The 15,976-nt window shown below is 64.8% G+C and carries 13 protein-coding genes; 4 read left to right on the top strand and 9 right to left on the bottom strand.

Translation table 11 applies throughout. From position 1 onward, the window contains the following. Window positions 1–59: 59 nt before the first annotated feature. A complete protein-coding gene (locus Q7U29_RS26775) occupies window positions 60–1,082 on the bottom strand; it encodes a methionine synthase (RefSeq protein WP_304746496.1) in 1,023 nt (340 codons plus the stop codon). Window positions 1,083–1,215: 133 nt separating this feature from the next. On the opposite strand from Q7U29_RS26775, the gene Q7U29_RS26770 reads away from it, so the two are divergent. The 3 genes from Q7U29_RS26770 (at window position 1,216) to Q7U29_RS26760 (ending at window position 3,656) form a co-directional block, all read left to right on the top strand. Continuing rightward, window positions 1,216–1,920 carry a glutathione binding-like protein gene (locus Q7U29_RS26770; RefSeq protein WP_304746494.1) on the top strand — a complete coding sequence of 235 codons (705 nt, stop codon included), beginning with the start codon at window positions 1,216–1,218 and terminating at the stop codon, window positions 1,918–1,920. 153 nt (window positions 1,921–2,073) lie between these two features. After that, a complete protein-coding gene (locus Q7U29_RS26765) occupies window positions 2,074–2,682 on the top strand; it encodes a 2-hydroxychromene-2-carboxylate isomerase (protein WP_304746492.1) in 609 nt (202 codons plus the stop codon). After that, complete coding sequence (locus Q7U29_RS26760) at window positions 2,682–3,656, top strand: NADPH:quinone oxidoreductase family protein (protein WP_304746489.1); 975 nt, start codon at window positions 2,682–2,684, stop codon at window positions 3,654–3,656. Before Q7U29_RS26765 ends, Q7U29_RS26760 begins: the two co-directional genes overlap by 1 nt. A gap of 126 nt (window positions 3,657–3,782) precedes the next feature. Here the strand turns inward: Q7U29_RS26760 and Q7U29_RS26755 are convergent, their stop codons facing one another. The 8 genes from Q7U29_RS26755 to Q7U29_RS26720 all read right to left on the bottom strand — a co-directional run bounded on the left by Q7U29_RS26755 (window position 3,783) and on the right by Q7U29_RS26720 (window position 14,238). Continuing rightward, a complete protein-coding gene (locus Q7U29_RS26755) occupies window positions 3,783–4,673 on the bottom strand; it encodes a crotonase/enoyl-CoA hydratase family protein (RefSeq protein ID WP_304746488.1) in 891 nt (296 codons plus the stop codon). A gap of 151 nt (window positions 4,674–4,824) precedes the next feature. Continuing rightward, the gene (locus tag Q7U29_RS26750) at window positions 4,825–6,246 is read right to left on the bottom strand and encodes an amidase (RefSeq protein ID WP_304746486.1); all 1,422 of its coding nucleotides are present in this window, start codon (window positions 6,244–6,246) and stop codon (window positions 4,825–4,827) included. Continuing rightward, the gene (locus Q7U29_RS26745) at window positions 6,239–7,414 is read right to left on the bottom strand and encodes a M20 aminoacylase family protein (RefSeq protein WP_304746484.1); all 1,176 of its coding nucleotides are present in this window, start codon (window positions 7,412–7,414) and stop codon (window positions 6,239–6,241) included. The genes Q7U29_RS26750 and Q7U29_RS26745 overlap by 8 nt, the downstream gene beginning before the upstream one ends. 32 nt (window positions 7,415–7,446) lie before the next feature. Further along, window positions 7,447–8,952 carry a M81 family metallopeptidase gene (locus Q7U29_RS26740; protein WP_304746482.1) on the bottom strand — a complete coding sequence of 502 codons (1,506 nt, stop codon included), beginning with the start codon at window positions 8,950–8,952 and terminating at the stop codon, window positions 7,447–7,449. A 237-nt stretch (window positions 8,953–9,189) separates the two neighbouring features. Then, a complete protein-coding gene (locus tag Q7U29_RS26735; protein WP_304746480.1) occupies window positions 9,190–10,839 on the bottom strand; it encodes an ABC transporter ATP-binding protein in 1,650 nt (549 codons plus the stop codon). 166 nt (window positions 10,840–11,005) lie between these two features. Further along, window positions 11,006–11,896, bottom strand: a complete 891-nt coding sequence (locus Q7U29_RS26730; protein ID WP_304746478.1) for an ABC transporter permease — start codon at window positions 11,894–11,896, stop codon at window positions 11,006–11,008. Beyond that, complete coding sequence (locus Q7U29_RS26725; RefSeq protein ID WP_304746476.1) at window positions 11,896–12,837, bottom strand: ABC transporter permease; 942 nt, start codon at window positions 12,835–12,837, stop codon at window positions 11,896–11,898. The genes Q7U29_RS26730 and Q7U29_RS26725 overlap by 1 nt, the downstream gene beginning before the upstream one ends. 270 nt (window positions 12,838–13,107) lie before the next feature. Further along, complete coding sequence (locus tag Q7U29_RS26720; protein ID WP_304746474.1) at window positions 13,108–14,238, bottom strand: M20/M25/M40 family metallo-hydrolase; 1,131 nt, start codon at window positions 14,236–14,238, stop codon at window positions 13,108–13,110. A 308-nt stretch (window positions 14,239–14,546) separates the two neighbouring features. Here Q7U29_RS26720 and Q7U29_RS26715 point away from each other — a divergent pair. Then, window positions 14,547–15,976 (top strand): ABC transporter substrate-binding protein (locus tag Q7U29_RS26715; RefSeq protein ID WP_304746472.1); only part of this gene is annotated, 1,430 nt, incomplete at its 3' end.

Here is a 15,976-nt window from a genome sequence, read left to right as displayed (position 1 = left end):
CGGAGCCTGTCATCGGGCGCGCATTCGCGCGACCCGTTGGCTCGCAATGACGGAAAACCTCACCCCAACCTCTGCCTTGCCAGCTTCGCGCCCGCGCCCAGCGCCATCAGCTTCGCTTCCGCGATATCGCGGCGCATCGGCGCCATGCCGCAATTGGTGGTCGCGATGATGTTGCTCTTCGGCACGAACTTTGAGACGGCCTCGATCACCTTGACCACGTCCTCCGCGGTCTCGACGGTGTCGCTGGCGACATCGATCACGCCGGCCTGCACGATCTTGCCGGTGAGCAGCGCCAGCAGGTCGAGCGGCACCTTCGAATTGCGGCACTCGATCGCGACCTGCTGGATCGGGCTCTTGGCGATTGCCGGAAAGATATCCTCGTACTGCCGCCATTCGGCGCCCAGCGTTTCCTTCCAGTCGGTATTGGCCTTGATGCCGTAGCCGTAGCAGATGTGCACGGCGGTGGCGCAGGTCAGGCCCTCGGCGGCGCGCTCCAGCGCCTTGATGCCCCAGTCCGAAACCTCGTCCATGAAGACGTTGAAGGCGGGTTCGTCGAACTGGATCATGTCGACGCCGTCGGCCTGCAAGGCCCTGGCTTCCTCGTTGAGCAGTTCGGCAAAGGCGAACGCCATCTTGACGCGATCGCCATAATAGCCGTCGGCGACGGTATCGATGATGGTCATCGGGCCGGGCAGGGTGAATTTCAGTTTTCGCGTGGTGTGGGTGCGGGCTACCCGGGCCTCGTCGGCATGGACGCGGCCCTTCAGCCTGAGCGGCGCCACCACCTGCGGCACCATCGCCTTGTAGCGGTCTTTCCGGATTCCCATCTCGACCTTGTGGGCGAAATCGATGCCCTCGATCTTCTCCATGAAGCCATGGACGAAATGCTGCCGCGCCTGCTCGCCCTCGGTGACGATGTCGATGCCGGCATCTTCCTGCAGTTTGATGGCCAGCATGGTGGCGTCGCGCTTGGCCCGCGCCAGTTCCTCGCCTTTCGACTTCCACGGCGCCCACAGCGTGTTGGGCTCGGCCAGCCATTCCGGCTTCGGCAAGGAGCCTGCGATCGTGGTTGGAAACAGCATGGTGGGCCTCCCGGAGGGTTATCGTTTGCGCCTGTGTGCCATGTTCGGCAGTCGCCCCACAAGACCGCCTTGATGACTGGAAGGGCGTGAGCCCGCGGGCTAGGATGTGGGCAGCTTCCCTCAGGGTGAATCCATGATCGACCTGCACTACGCGCCGACGCCGAACGGCTGGAAAATCTCGATCATGCTGGAGGAGCTCGGGCTTCCCTACACCGTGATTCCCGTCAACATCCGCTCGGGCGAACAGTTCCGGCCGGAATTTCTCGCCATCAGCCCGAACAACCGGATACCCGCTGTTGTCGACCACGCGCCATCAGATGGCGGCGAGCCGTTTTCGGTGTTCGAGACCGGCGCCATCCTGATTTATCTGGCGGAAAAGACCGGCCGCTTTCTCCCCGGCGACGCGCGCGGCCGTTCCAAAGTGGTGCAGTGGGTGATGTGGCAGATGAGCGGGCTCGGACCGATGCTCGGCCAGCACGGCCACTTTGCGCTCTATGCCGCGGAAAAGATTCCCTACGCCATCGAGCGCTACCGCGACGAGGCGGCGAGATTGTATGGCGTGCTCGACCGGCAACTCGACAAGACCGCAGCTTATGTCGCAGGCGACGACTATTCGATCGCCGACATCGCCTGTTTTCCCTGGACCATGACCCACAAGGCGCAGGGCTTTTCCCTCGACGACTATCCGAACGTCAAACGCTGGTATGCCGCGGTCCGCGCCAGGCCGCAGGTGCAGGCCGGGCTGGCGATCGGCAAGTTCGTCAAGGAACCGTTCGACGAGGAGGCGCGCAGGAACATGTTCGGCCAGAAGGCGAAGGAGATGGCGGGAAAGACGTAATCACGGGTGCCAATTCCTCATGGTGAGGAGGCGCCCTTGAGCCGTCTCGAACCATGAGGCCACAGACGGTGCCACTCATCCTTCGAGACGCGCGCGAAGAGCGCGCTCCTCAGGATGAGGATCGAGAAATCGAAACAAAAAGGAAACGCCACCATGATCGAATTCTTCTTCGACTGCTCCAGCCCCTGGACCTATCTCGCCTTCCACAACATCCAGCCCGTCGCAAAGGAGTTCGGCGCCGGGATTTCGTGGCGGCCGATCCTGGTCGGCGGCATCTTCAATTCCATCAATCCCAGCGTCTATGCCTCGCGCGAGGCGCCGGTGCCGCTGAAGGCGCGTTACCAGAAGAAGGATCTCGCCGACTGGGCGCGCTCCGCCGGCCTCGCGATCAAGATGCCGCCGACGGTATTTCCGGTGAACAGCGTCAAGGCGATGCGCGGCTGCATCTTCCTCGGTAACGACATGGTGCCGTTCGCCCGCGCGGTATTCGAGGCCTATTGGGGCGCCGACAAGGACATTTCGAAGGACGAGGTGCTGGCCGAAATCTGCAGCAGCGTCGGCGTCGATCCCGCCAAATTCTTTGCCGGCATCGGCGACCAGGCGATCAAGGACCAGCTCAAGACCAATACCGACGAGGTGATGGCGCGCGGCGGGTTCGGGTCGCCGACCATCTTTCTCGACAAGACCGACATGTATTTCGGCAACGACCGCATGCCGCTGATCCGCGAGGCGCTGGCGCGCCTGAAGGCGCGGGCGGCCTGATGCCGCGGAAAGTGGTCTGCCGCGAACTCGGCCCGCCCGAGAGAATGCGTCTGGAAAGCTTCGCCTCGGTGCCGCTGGCGCCCGGCGAGGTTCGCGTCGCGGTGCATGCCGCCGGGATCAATTTTCCCGACGTGCTGATGGCGGCCGGCGAGTACCAGCTCAAGCCGCCGCTGCCGTTCACGCCGGGGGTGGAAGCCGCCGGCGAGGTGATCGAGGTCAACGGCGCCGCTGGCGTCGCGGTCGGCGACCGCGTAATCGTCAAGATGCGGCACGGCGCCTGGGCCGACGAGGCTGTCGTCACGCCGTCACAATTGACGCCGCTGCCATCGACCTTCGACTACGCCGAGGGCGCGACCTTTCTGGCCGGCCACGGCACCGCCTATCACGCGCTGATCGATCGCGGCCGGATTCAGCCGGGCGAAGTGCTGCTGGTGCATGGCGCTGGCGGCGGCGTTGGGCTGGCCGCGGTCGAGATGGGCAAGATGCTGGGCGCCACCGTGATAGCGGCGGCTTCGAGCGAGGAAAAACTCGCAGTGGCGCAGGCGCGCGGCGCCGATCATCTGGTGCTCTACGGCCGCGAGCCGTTCCGCGATGCCGTCAAGCGCATCACCGACGGCCGCGGCGTCGACGTGGTGTTCGATCCCGTCGGCGGCGAGACTTTTGAAAACAGCGTGCGCTGCATCGCCTGGGGCGCCCGGCTGCTGGTAATCGGTTTTACGGGCGGCATCGGTCTTGCCCGCACCAACTTGTTGCTGATCAAGGGCGCCAGCGTGCTCGGCGTCCGCGCCGGCGAAGCGGTGCGGCGAAGTCCGGCGTTGGGGGAGGTGCGTCTTCAGGCGCTCCTGCAATGGGCGGAGGCCGGAAAAATCCGACCCAACGTCTCGCACCGGCTGCCGCTGCAGGATTATGCGCAGGCGATGCGGCTGCTGATCGAACGCAAGGCGATCGGACGCGTGGCGTTGATGATGCGGTAGGGCCGTCATTGCGAGCCAACGGGTCGCGCGAATGCCGCCCGATGACAGGCTCCGCGAAGCAATCCATCTCGCCAAGGATAGGAAGAATGGATTGCTTCGTCGCTTCGCTCCTCGCAATGACGACTTCTACCTATACTCCCGCTCGTCCCACCACGGGAAATAGTCGGGCATGTCCGTCGACACCTTGTTCTTGAACACTGCCGGACGCTTTTCCAGGAACGACACAACGCCTTCCTTCACATCCTCGGAACGGCCGCGCGCGTAAATGCCGCGGCTGTCGACCTTGTGGGCTTCCATCGGATCGTCGGCGCCGAGCATGCGCCACATCATCTGGCGGATCAGTGCCACCGACACCGGCGCGGTCTTCGCGGCGAACTCCCTGGCCATGGCGCGCGCGGTTGGCAGCAGGTCATCGGGTGGCACGACCTTGCTGACGAGGCGGCCGGCGAGTGCTTCCTGCGCCGGAAATACTTTTCCGGTGTAGCACCACTCCAGCGCCTGGGAGATGCCGACGAGGCGCGGCAGGAACCAGCTCGACGCCGCCTCCGGCACGATGCCGCGCTGCGAGAACACGAATCCGATCCGGGCGTTTTCCGAGGCAATGCGGATATCCATCGGCAGCAGCATGGTGGCGCCGATGCCGACCGCCGGGCCGTTGATCGCCGCGATCACGGGTTTCAGGCATTTGAAGATCCGCAAGGTGACCTGGCCGCCGCCGTCGCGCACCTGGGGATCGCTGTAATCGACCTTGCCGTCGGCCAGCCGTTTGACGGGCCCGCGCCGCGCGTCGCGATCGAAGGTGTCGGCGCCGGAGGAGAGGTCGGCGCCGGCGCAGAACCCGCGCCCCGCGCCGGTGACGATGATGGCACGGACATTGTCGTCCTTGTCGGCCGCATCGAACGCCGCGATCAATTCCGCCTGCATGGTGCCGTTGAAGGCGTTGAGCTTGTCGGGCCGGTTCAGCGTGATGGTGAGAATCTGCTCGTCGACCTCGTATTTGATGGTCTCGTAGGCCATGGGTTTTCCTTCCTGCTTATTCTGTGTTGTTGGACCGCGATCATTCAACATCGTCATGCCCGGGCTTGACCCGGGCATTCACGTCTTCCTTTCTTGCGGATGAAGCGAAGACGTGGATGGCCGGGCCAAGCCCGGCCATGACGACTTTGGGTCACTTCTTCGGCGGGCTCGGCCACGGCTTCTGCGGCCCGCGCAAGCCCTCGAACGCCTTGGCCATGCCGAGCACGCCGATGTCGTCGAAGCGGCGGCCGACGATCTGGACGCCGATCGGAAAACCCTTCTTGTCGAAGCCGCCATTGATCGAGACGGCCGGGTTTTCCGCCATGTTCCACGGCACGGTATAGGCGATGTGCTCGAATGGCTTGTCGGGATCGTTGATCGGAGCGGCGAGCTCGGCGGCGAAATTCACCACCGGCGACACCGGCGAAATCACATAGTCGATCTCGCAGAACAGCTTTGCGGCCGCCGCCCGGATCGCCATGGTGGCGTTGAAGCCCCTGATGACGTCGACACCCGAGAGTTTGGCGCCGGTCTCCGCCCATTTGAGGATATAGGGCAGCGCCTTGGCGCGCTCGGCCGGCGGCAGTTTCGACAGATCGTCCCACATCCGGGCGCGCCAGAAATTGTCGAGCCCGTCGAGGATCTCGCGCGTCATCACGCCATCGACTTCGGTGATAACGGCGCCGGCGGATTCGAACGCCTTCGCAGCCTTCACGGCGACTTCGCGCACGTCCTTCTCCAGCGCCTGGCCAGTGCCGGCATCGAGCATCAGCCCGATGCGCAATTTGCGCGGCGATTTTTCCAGCGCCCTCCAGTTGATGTCGTTGGGCGGCAGGCTCATGCCGTCGCGGCGATCGGGCTTCGACAGCACGCTCATCATCAGCGCGGCGTCATCGACGATGCGCGTCATCGGTCCGGCGACGCGGCCGACATAGGGCGGGTCGACCGGAATTCGCCCCAGGCTGGGCTTCAACGCGACCAGGCCGCACCAGCAGGCGGGCAAGCGCACCGAGCCGCCGATATCGGTGCCGAGATGCAACGGGCCGTAACCCGCGGCAGCCGCGGCACCTGCGCCGGAACTGGAGCCGCCGGGGTTCTTGCCGAGGTCCCAGGGATTGCGGGTGAGGGGATGGAAGCTCGAAAGCCCCGACGACAGCATGCCGTAATCCGGCATGGTGGTTTTTGAAAAGATCACCGCGCCGGCTTCGCGCAGGCGCGCCGCGGGCGGCGCATCCCGCTCCGCCGCGACCAGTTTGACGCTGGCGGCACCCAGCGGCACCGGCACGCCCTTGGTGGCGATGTTTTCCTTGATGGTAACAGGCACGCCGTCGAGCAGGCCCATCGGCTCGCCCTTCTGCCAGCGTTCGGTCGATGTTCGGGCAACCGCCCGCGCGCCGTCCGGATCGAAGGCGTACAGCGCCTTGATGTGCGGCTCCCACGCCGCGACATGCGTCAGCACGTCCTCCAGCACTTCCGACGGCGAGAACTGGCCGGCCTTGAAACCCTCGATCAGATCGACGGCGCTGAGGTCGTGCAGCGACGTGACGGCTTCCCTGGGGTCTGGTTTATGCATGGGCACCCGCCGGAAGACGGGTTTCGATGATGCGCGCGAACATGCTGGCGCCAATGGGGAGGATCTTGTCGTCGAGGACGTAGCCGGGATTGTGCACCGGCACCGAGCCTTCATGTCCGACCCAGAAATACGCCCCGGGCACCACCTGCATCATGTCGGCAAAATCCTCGCTGCCCATCTTGGGCTTCGACCGGGTGATCACCTTGTCGGCGTCGACCACCGTGCGCGCCACTTCGGCGACGACGGCGGACTGCTCTTCCTCGTTGATCAGCACGCTGAAGCCGTCGCGGATGTCGACCGATATCTCGACCTGGAAGGAGGCGGCGATGCCGGCGCAGAGCGCGCGCATCCGCTCGCGGATCAGCACGCGGACCTCGTCGGAAAAGGCCCGCACGGTACCGCACAGTTTCGCCTCGCCGGGTATCACGTTGTAGGCGGAGCCGGCGTGGATCTGGGTGATCGACAGCACCGCGGGCTCGTGCGGATCGACGTTGCGGCTGACGATGCTCTGCAGCGCCTGGCCGAGCGTCATCGCGACGATGACGGGATCTTTCGACAGATTCGGCATCGCGCCATGCGCGCCGTAGCCGTTGATGACGATGTCGAAGAAGTCGGCGCCGGCCATCGCCGGTCCCGGCAGGATCGCGATCTCGCCATGGTTCAGGTCCGGCGCATTGTGCAGCCCGTAGATCTCGTCGCAGGGAAATTTCTCGAACAGCCCGTCCTTGATCATGGCGCGCGCGCCGCCGAGGCCTTCCTCGGCCGGCTGGAAGATGAAATGCACGGTGCCGTCGAAATTCCGGGTTTCCGCCAGGTAGCGCGCGGTGCCGAGCAGCATGGTGGTGTGAGCGTCGTGGCCGCAGCCGTGGAAGCGGCCGGGAATGGTCGAGCGCCAGCGCAGATTGGTGTTCTCTTCCATCGGCAGCGCGTCCATGTCGGCGCGCAGCCCGATCCGCTTGCTGCTCGTCCCCTTGTTGCCCTTGAGGACGCCGACCACGCCGGTGCCGCCGAGGCCGCGATGCACCTCGATGCCCCATTGCGTCAGCTTGTCGGCGACGATGCCGGAGGTGCGGACTTCCTCGAAACCGATCTCGGGATGCGCGTGCAGATCCCGGCGGATCGCGGTGAGTTCGTCGGCAAAGTCTTCAATGCGTTCGATGTTGGGCATGGTGGTTATCCGGTTGCAGAAGACGATGAGTGCTAGGTGGCGGGGACGAAGGCGGTGCCGTTCGGCTTGATGCGGATGCCCTCGCGCAGCCGGGTCCAGGGCAAAGTGGCGGTGTCGGCCGGCATCGCGCCGGGCGCGGCGCAGATCAGGAGCTTCTCGGCGATCGGTTCGAAATCGGCGCGAAAATGCACCGAGCTCTTGTTGACCAGGATCGCCTGTTCGGTCGGCTCGATGCCGACATAGCGGTACATCGCCTGGTCCGCGAGTTGCGCCTTGTGCGAGGAGACCACCACCCGGACGCCGCCGATGCGAAGGCACGCCGAAGGACCCATCTCCATGTCGCGGCCGCCGTAATAGGGACCGGGCGCCACGAACTTGCCGTCGGACAATTGTTCGACGACAAACGTTTCCTGGTAGGGCGCGTCGCCCGGAATGCCGGATTTGCCGCCGAGCGCCAGCGTGACGGTCGCGCCAATACCCGCTTCATGGGCGGCCTGCGCCGAGGCGGGATCGTAGATCACGCCGGTGGCGGCGCGCTGGGCGTTGTTGCGCACCAGCGCGCGCAGCATGCCCGTGGTGTCGGAATCGCCGCCGGCGCCAGGATTGTCCTGGGTGTCGGCGATCACGATCGGCTTGCTCGCGGTCTTCGCCAGCTGCATCGCATGCAGCACGCCTTCATCGGGCGTAAAGATGCGGCCGTCGAAATCATCCTCGTGACCGACAATGACCTTCGCAATGGTATCGGCCGCGGCGTCGGCATCGGCCTGGGTCACGCCATAGGCGAACACGCTCGGCCCGCAATGGGCAAAATCGGCGGCCGGAAAGCCCGGTGCAAACGACAGCGTCGGCACCGCATCGTCCTGCAGCGCCGCCAGCTTCTGGTAGATGCCCTTGGTCGGCTGGTCGTTGGTGCACTGCCAGCTGATCGGAATCAGGAACGGCAATTGCCGGAACGCTTTTGCGAATTTTCGTCCCGATTGCAGCAACAGCGCCAGATGTTCCGCGGCGGCGCGGCCGGTGTCGGCCATGTCGACATGCGGATAGGTGCGGTAGGCTATCAGCGCGTCGGCATATTCAACCATGTCAGGCGTCACATTGGCGTGCAGATCGAGGCTGACCACCAGCGGCAAATCCTTGCCGATCACTTCGCGCACGCGGCGCAGGATTTCGCCTTCGCCATCGTCGAAATGCTCCGCCACCATCGCGCCGTGCAAATCGAGATAAACCGCGTCGAGCGGACCCGCGGACGCGATGCCGTCGATCATCTCTTTGGCGATGCGCTCATAGGCATCCCTGGTCACATGGGCGCAGGGGGTGGCGGCTGCCGCGACGGTAGGGACCAGCTCCCAGCCATTGACCTCTGCCGCCTGGATGAACCCGGCCAGCCCGACATTGATGTCGCGCATGGTCTCGAGCACGCCGGCGCCCCGCGACATCGCCGGCCAGCCGCCGCCATGGACGAAATCGGCATAGGTCGCCTTGGTCGGCGCGAAGGTGTTGGTCTCGTGCAGGAAGCCGCCAACGGCGATACGGGTCATTCAATGGGTCTCGGTCTGATTTGTGGCGCGACGTTAGACTCGTCATTGCGACCAGCGCAAGCGACGAAGCAATCCCGTTTTGCATGCCGCATCCCGTCAATGCGGGGGAGCGGAACGAGCGCCGCCTTCTCCACGTCATTGCGAGGAGCCCTTGCGACGAAGCAATCCATCTTTCTTGCCGCTTCGAGAAAGAATGGATTGCTTCGCTGCGCTCGCAATGACGTGGAGAGAGCCGAATTACGCCCCCGCCACCGCGCCCTCGGCCACCGGCCGGAAATTCGCGAAATCCCAGCCACGCCCCGGAGCCGCCTCGAGCAGCGCCCTTGTATAGGCCTGTTGCGGATGGGTCAGGACCTGCGCGGCCGGGCCCTGTTCGACGATGCGGCCATGCTGCATCACCGCGACGTCGTCGCAGATCTGCGCCGCGACGCGCAGATCGTGGGTGATGAACAGCAGCGCGATGCCGAGCCTGGTCTGGATTTCGTCGAGCAGTTCCAGCACCTGCGCCTGCACCGAGACGTCGAGCGCCGAGACCGCCTCGTCCGCCACCAGCACGTCGGGGTCGAGCGCCAGCGCGCGCGCAATCGCGATGCGCTGGCGCTGGCCGCCGGAGAACTGGTGCGGATAGCGCGAGATCGCATCAGCCGGCAGGTCGACCAGTTCCAGCAGATCGCGCGCCTTGGCCAGCGCTTCCGCATGCGGCATGCCGTAATTGATCGGTCCCTCGGCGATGGTCTCGCCGACCGTGATGCGCGGATTGAGCGAACGATAGGGGTCCTGGAAGATGATCTGGATGCGCTTCCTGTGCGGTTGCAGCAGCCGCCGCGATAGATCGGAGATTTCGCGGCCCACCAGGCGAATGCCACCGGAGGTCGGATCGATCAGCCGCACGATGCAGCGCGCCACGGTGGACTTGCCGGAGCCGCTTTCGCCGACGATGCCGAGCGTGCGGCCCTTGCGCAAGGTGAGGGTGACATCCTTCGCGGCCGCCACTTCGCGCACGGCGCCGAAGAAGGAGCGCTCGCGGTAGACCTTGCCGAGTTCGTTGGCCTCCAGCACGACCGGTTCGGTGGAATCCGCGCGGGGCGCCCGCGGGATCAGGCTCGGCACCGCCGAAAGCAGGTTGCGGGTGTATTCCATGGCGGGCGTGCGCAGGATGGACTGCAGCGAGCCGGTCTCGACCAGCTTGCCATAGCGCATGACGGCGACGCGGTCGGCGATCTCGGCCACCACGCCCATGTCGTGTGTGATGAACAGCACCGCGGTGCCGTGGTCGCGCTGCAGGTCGCGGATCAGCGTCAGGATCTGCTTTTGCGTGGTGACGTCGAGCGCGGTGGTGGGTTCGTCCGCGATCAGCAGTTTCGGTTCCAGCACCAGCGCCATCGCGATCATGATGCGCTGGCGCTGGCCGCCGGAAAGCCGGTGCGGGTAGGAGGCGAAGATGCGCTCGACCTCGGGCAGCCGGACCTGCTCCATCATGTCGAGGATGCGCTTCTTGCGCGCGCGGGCGTCGAGATCGGTGTGGGCGCGCAGCACCTCGTCGATCTGGCGGCCGACCGGCACCACCGGACTGAGCGCCGTCATCGGCTCCTGAAAGATCATCGCCATGGTGGTGGCGCGCAGCTGCCGCAGCCGGCGATCACTGGCGGTGAGGATGTCCTCGCCGACCAGCTTTACGGTTCCGCCCGACGGGACCAGCGAGCCCTTCTGCAGCAGGCCCATCACCGTCAGCGATGTCACGGATTTGCCCGAGCCGCTTTCGCCGACCAGGCACAGCGTCTCGCCTGCGCGGACCTGCAGCGAGACGCCGTCGATCACGCGCTGGTTGGCGGGATTCTCGCCGAGGCCGACCACGAGATTGTCGATATCGAGGACGATGTTTTTCATGTGCTCGTGTCCCGGACGCGGTGCAGCGCTCTTGCGGTGCACCGCAGAGCCGGGACCCATCTCTCCATGTAACTCAGTGCCCGCATGGGCCCCGGCTCTGCAGCGCACCACGCCGCGAAGGGCGGCGCGCTGCGCTGCGTCCGGGGCACGCCGGAGTGTATGTTTTTCACTTGCCGCCCTCGCGCTGCTTCATGCGGGGATCGAGCGCGTCGCGCGCGGCGTCGCCGATCAGATTGACGCTGAGGATCGCGACCGACAGCATCAGACCGGGCCAGAAGATCAGCGACGGCTTGATCTGAAAATAGGCGCGGCCTTCGGCCATGATGTTGCCCCAGGTCGGCGTCTCCGGGCTGATGCCGGCGCCGAGGAATGACAGGATCGCTTCGGTGAGGATCGCGGAAGCCGCCACATAGGTGCCTTGCACGATCAGCGGCGCCACCGTGTTGGGCATCAGGTGCCGCCACATGATCTTGGGCAGGCTGGAGCCGACCGAGATCGCGGCCTCGACATAGGGCTCCTCGCGCGCGGACAGCACCACCGAGCGCACCAGCCGCGCCACCCGCGGGATCTCCGGAATGGTGATGGCGACCAGCACCGTCATCAGGCTGGCGCCCGACAGCGACACCACGGCGATCGCCAGCAGGATGCTCGGGATCGCCATCAGGCCGTCCATCACCCGCATCATCACGGCATCGACCCATTTGAAGAAGCCGGAGACGAGCCCGATGACGAGGCCGATGCCGATCGAGAACACGGCGGCGCCGAGCCCGATCAGCAGCGAAATCCGTCCGCCATAGAGAATCCGCGCCAGCACGTCGCGGCCATAGGCGTCGGTGCCGAGCCAGAATTCGGCGCTCGCCGGTCTCAGGCGCAGTGCCGGCGCCAGCAGCTGCGGATCGTGCGACGACAGCAGTGGCGCGAAAATAGCCGACAGGATCACCAGCGCGAGGCAGACGCTCGCCACCGCGATGATCGGCGTCGCCGTCAGAAATCCGAGCCCCGACCGGAACGGCGTGGTGATCGGAATTGACGGCTCGGGAAGGGTTTCGATCGCCATCAGTACCGGATCCTTGGGTCAAGCATTGTATAGGCAACGTCGATCAGGAGATTGACGGTGACATAGATGAGCGATGTCAGAAGGATCATCGCCTGGATGACGGGATAATCGCGCGCCAGCACGGCATCGACGGTGAGGCGCCCGATGCCGGGCAGATTGAACACGCTCTCGGTGACGACCACGCCTGAAATCAGCAGGGCGAAGCCTGTTCCGATCACGGTGATGACGGGCACCGCGGCGTTGCGCAGTGCGTGGCGCATCAGCACGGCGGTCTCGTTGATGCCCTTGGCGCGGGCGGTGCGCACATAATCCTCGCCGAGCACGTCGAGCATCGCCGCCCGCGTCATCCGCGCGATCAGCGCCACATAGATAAAGGACAATGTGCAGGTCGGCAGGATAATGCGCTCGAAGAACGGCCCGAAACCCTGGGTGATGCTTCTGAAACCCTGCACCGGCAGCCAGCGCAGCTCGATGGCGAACACCTGGATCAGCACATATCCGATCACGAATACCGGGACCGAGAACCCGATCACCGATAGTCCCATGACAAAGCGGTCGATCCAGGTGCCGTGTTTCCAGGCCGCGATGACGCCGAGCGGCACCGCGACCACGATGGCGAGAATGATGGTCGACAGCGCGATCGAGATCGAGGGCTCGACGCGCTGGCTGATCATTTTCATGACAGGCACGTTCGAGATCAGCGATACGCCGAGATCGCCCTGCAGCAGTCTGCCGATCCAGGTGAAGAACTGGGTGTAGAGCGGCTCGTTCAGCCCGAGCGAGGTGCGAATGCGCTCGAGCTGTTCGGGCGACGCGTTGTCGCCGGCCAGGATCGCGGCGGGATCGCCCGGCGTCAGCCGCAGCAGCAGGAACACGAACAGCGCCACCACGCCCATCACGGGAATGGCGGCCAGAACACGGCGAAGCAGATATCCGAGCATCGTTGTCCATCAATTATGCGCCAACCGCCACCCGGTTGCCGCGGATTTTTTTTGGTTCCCGCCCGTATGTATCAGTTAAGCAAATTCGGTGCCATCGGGAACGTCGTTTTTGCCGACGCAGGTAGTCCGCGAAAGCGCCGGCACCTCTCACCTCGTCATGCCCGGGCTTGACCCGGGCATCCACGTCTTTCCTTGTTGTCGATCAAAGAAGGAAGGCGTGGATGGCCGGGTCAAGCTCGGCCATGACGGATTGATGTTGTTCGTCCTGGCTCACTCCAGCGTCGCCAGCAGCCCCGCCATCAGGCGGCCGCGCTCGGCGAGGCTGTCGACTTCGATATGTTCGTTCAGCGTGTGCGCGTCGGCGCCGCGCACGCCCAGGCCGTCGAGGGTGGGGATACCCATCGCGCCGGTAAAATTGCCGTCGGAACCGCCGCCGGCGCTGGCGTGGGGCAGCTCCTTGCCCATCGCTTTCGCAAGGCCGCGCGCCTTTTCATACAGCGCCAGGGTGCCGGCGTCGGGCTCCCATACCGGCCGGGTGACGCCGCGCGTCACTTTAAAGGTGACGTCATTGGCGCTGCCGGACAGCGCCAGCATCCGTTCGACGCCGTGGTCGAGATCGGCCTGGCGTTTCGCCATGCTCAACGCCTCGCCGGTGCAGGTGGTGGCGACGCAATTGACCCATTGCCCGCCATGCACGATGCCGACCGAGAAGGTGCAGTCCGCCGTGGTCATGGCGTCGATCGCGAGAATCTGCCGTGCCATCTCGCGGATCGCCGAGCGGCCCGAAGATAGAGTAGCGCCGGCATGGCTCGGCTTGCCGATGGATTCGAGATTGAAGCGCGCGATGGCGTAACGCCCGGTGACGACGCCATTGTCCGGGCGGCCCGGCTCCGGCACCAGCACATATTTGTTGCGCGCGGCTTCCGCCTCGATGATGTCGCGGGTCGAGGGCGTGCCGACTTCCTCGTCCGGCGTGAACAGCACGGTGATCGGCAGCGGCGTCGTGAAAGACGCGCGCGCCAGTTGCCGGATCGCTTCCAGGGAGAGGTAATTGCCGCCCTTCATGTCGAAGATGCCGGGGCCGAAGCACTTGTTGCCCTCGCGGCGCCACGGCAGCTTTTCCAGCGTGCCGACCGGATGCACGGTGTCGAGATGTCCCGCGATCAGGATGCCGGGCTCACCGGCCTTCGGATGCGGGAAGCGGGCGCGGACGCAGCCGGCAAAACCCTGCCGGCCGGCGATGCGTTCGATCGAGGCCCCCATGATCGCCATGTCGCGGGCGGCGAGGTCGAGCATGCGCTCGACGGCTGATACATCGAAGGTCGGGCTTTCGCATTCCACCCAGCCGCGCAGTCCCTGCAGCATGGCCTCGGAATCGAAAGGTAGGTTGGCGGGGTTCATCGGCTTCTCTTTGTTCTGGAACGGATGTCTTGCTGACGGGCTGATCCCGGCGAGAGGCTTGCGAGCAAGATCCTCACGAACAGGATCCTTACGAAAGTGACCGGCGGCGAATTTGTAAAGTGAAACTTGCCGGTTTGCTCCGGCCCATTCGCCGCGCATCCATGATCCAAAACCGGATTGACGCGCAACGCGCTTGGTGCAAGTCTCAAATACCCTCGGAGTTACAGCGTGTTAGTTGCGCCTAAATAACGTACCGCATGCATAACTTATCATCGGGTTTTGATCAGTTTCACGTCAGGAGAGTTTGAATGTTCCACATCTCGCGTTGGAAATGGCCCACGATAGCGTCCGGTGTCGCGCTGTCGGTCCTTGCCCTTTCGTCCGCCGTGACGCCGCAGGCATTCGCAGCCGGCAAGACCATCACAGCGGTGATGCATTCGGATTTGCGCGTGATCGACCCGGGTCTGACCACCGCCTACATCACCCGCGATCACGGCTACATGGTCTACGACACGCTGGTGGCCACTGATTCCAGTTTCAAGGTCCAGCCGCAGATGGCGGACTGGAAAATCAGCGATGACAAGCTGACCTACACTTTCACGTTGCGCGACGGCCTGAAGTGGCATGACGGCAAGCCGGTCACCGCGGAAGACTGCGTCGCCTCGCTGAAGCGCTGGGGCAAGAACGACGGCATGGGCCAGAAGCTGATGGACTTCACCGCCAGCCTCACCGCCGCCGACGACAAGACCATCGTGCTGAAATTGAAGGAGCCCTACGGCCTGGTGCTGGAGTCGCTCGGCAAGCCGTCTTCGCTGGTGCCGTTCATGATGCCGAAGCGGCTGGCCGAAACCGAACCGGGCAAGGCGATCGCCGAGCAGGTCGGCTCCGGCCCGTTCAAATTCATCCAGGCCGAATTCCAGCCCGGGGTGAAAGTGGCCTACGAGAAGAACAAGGACTACGTGCCGCGCAAGGAGCCGGCGAGTTGGACCGCCGGCGGCAAGGTGGTGAAGGTCGACCGCGTCGAATGGCTTACGATGCCCGACGCGCAGACCGCGATGAACGCGCTGCAATCCGGCGACATCGACTTCATGGAAAACCTGGCGTTCGACTTGCTGCCGCTGCTGGAGGGCAACAAGGACTTCAAGGTCGAAGTGCTCAACAAGTTCGGCTTCCAGACGCTCGGGCGGATGAACTTCATTCTTCCGCCATTCGACAATCCCAAGGTGCGCCGCGCCGCGTTCCTGGCCATGAGCCAGAAGCCGGTGCTCGACGCGCTGGTCGGCAATCCGAAATACTACAAGATCTGCGGCGCCGTGTTCATCTGCGACACGCCGCTCGCCACCGACGTCGGCGCGGAGACGCTGATGAAGGGTAACGGCATGGCGGAAGCCAAGAAGGCGCTTGCCGAATCCGGCTATGACGGCACGCCGATCGTGATCATGGCGCCCGGCGACGTGGTGACGCTGAAGGCGCAGCCGATCGTGGCGGCGCAGTTGCTGCGCGAAGCCGGCTTCAAGGTCGACGTGCAGGCCACCGACTGGCAGACCGTGGTGACCCGCCGCGCCAGCCAGAAGCCCGTGAAGGAGGGCGGCTGGAACATGTTCTTCACCAACTGGGTCGCCGCCGACGTCGCCAATCCCGTCGTCAACGTCTCGATCGGCGGTCGCGGCACCAAGGGCGGCTGGTTCGGCTGGGCCGAGGACGCCAAGGTCGAGCAGCTGCGCGATGCCTATGCGCG

Source organism: Bradyrhizobium sp., from assembly GCF_030654605.1.
In the GTDB taxonomy this organism is placed as follows: Bacteria; Pseudomonadota; Alphaproteobacteria; order Rhizobiales; family Xanthobacteraceae; genus Bradyrhizobium.
This window is presented reverse-complemented; position numbering and strand designations above follow the sequence as displayed.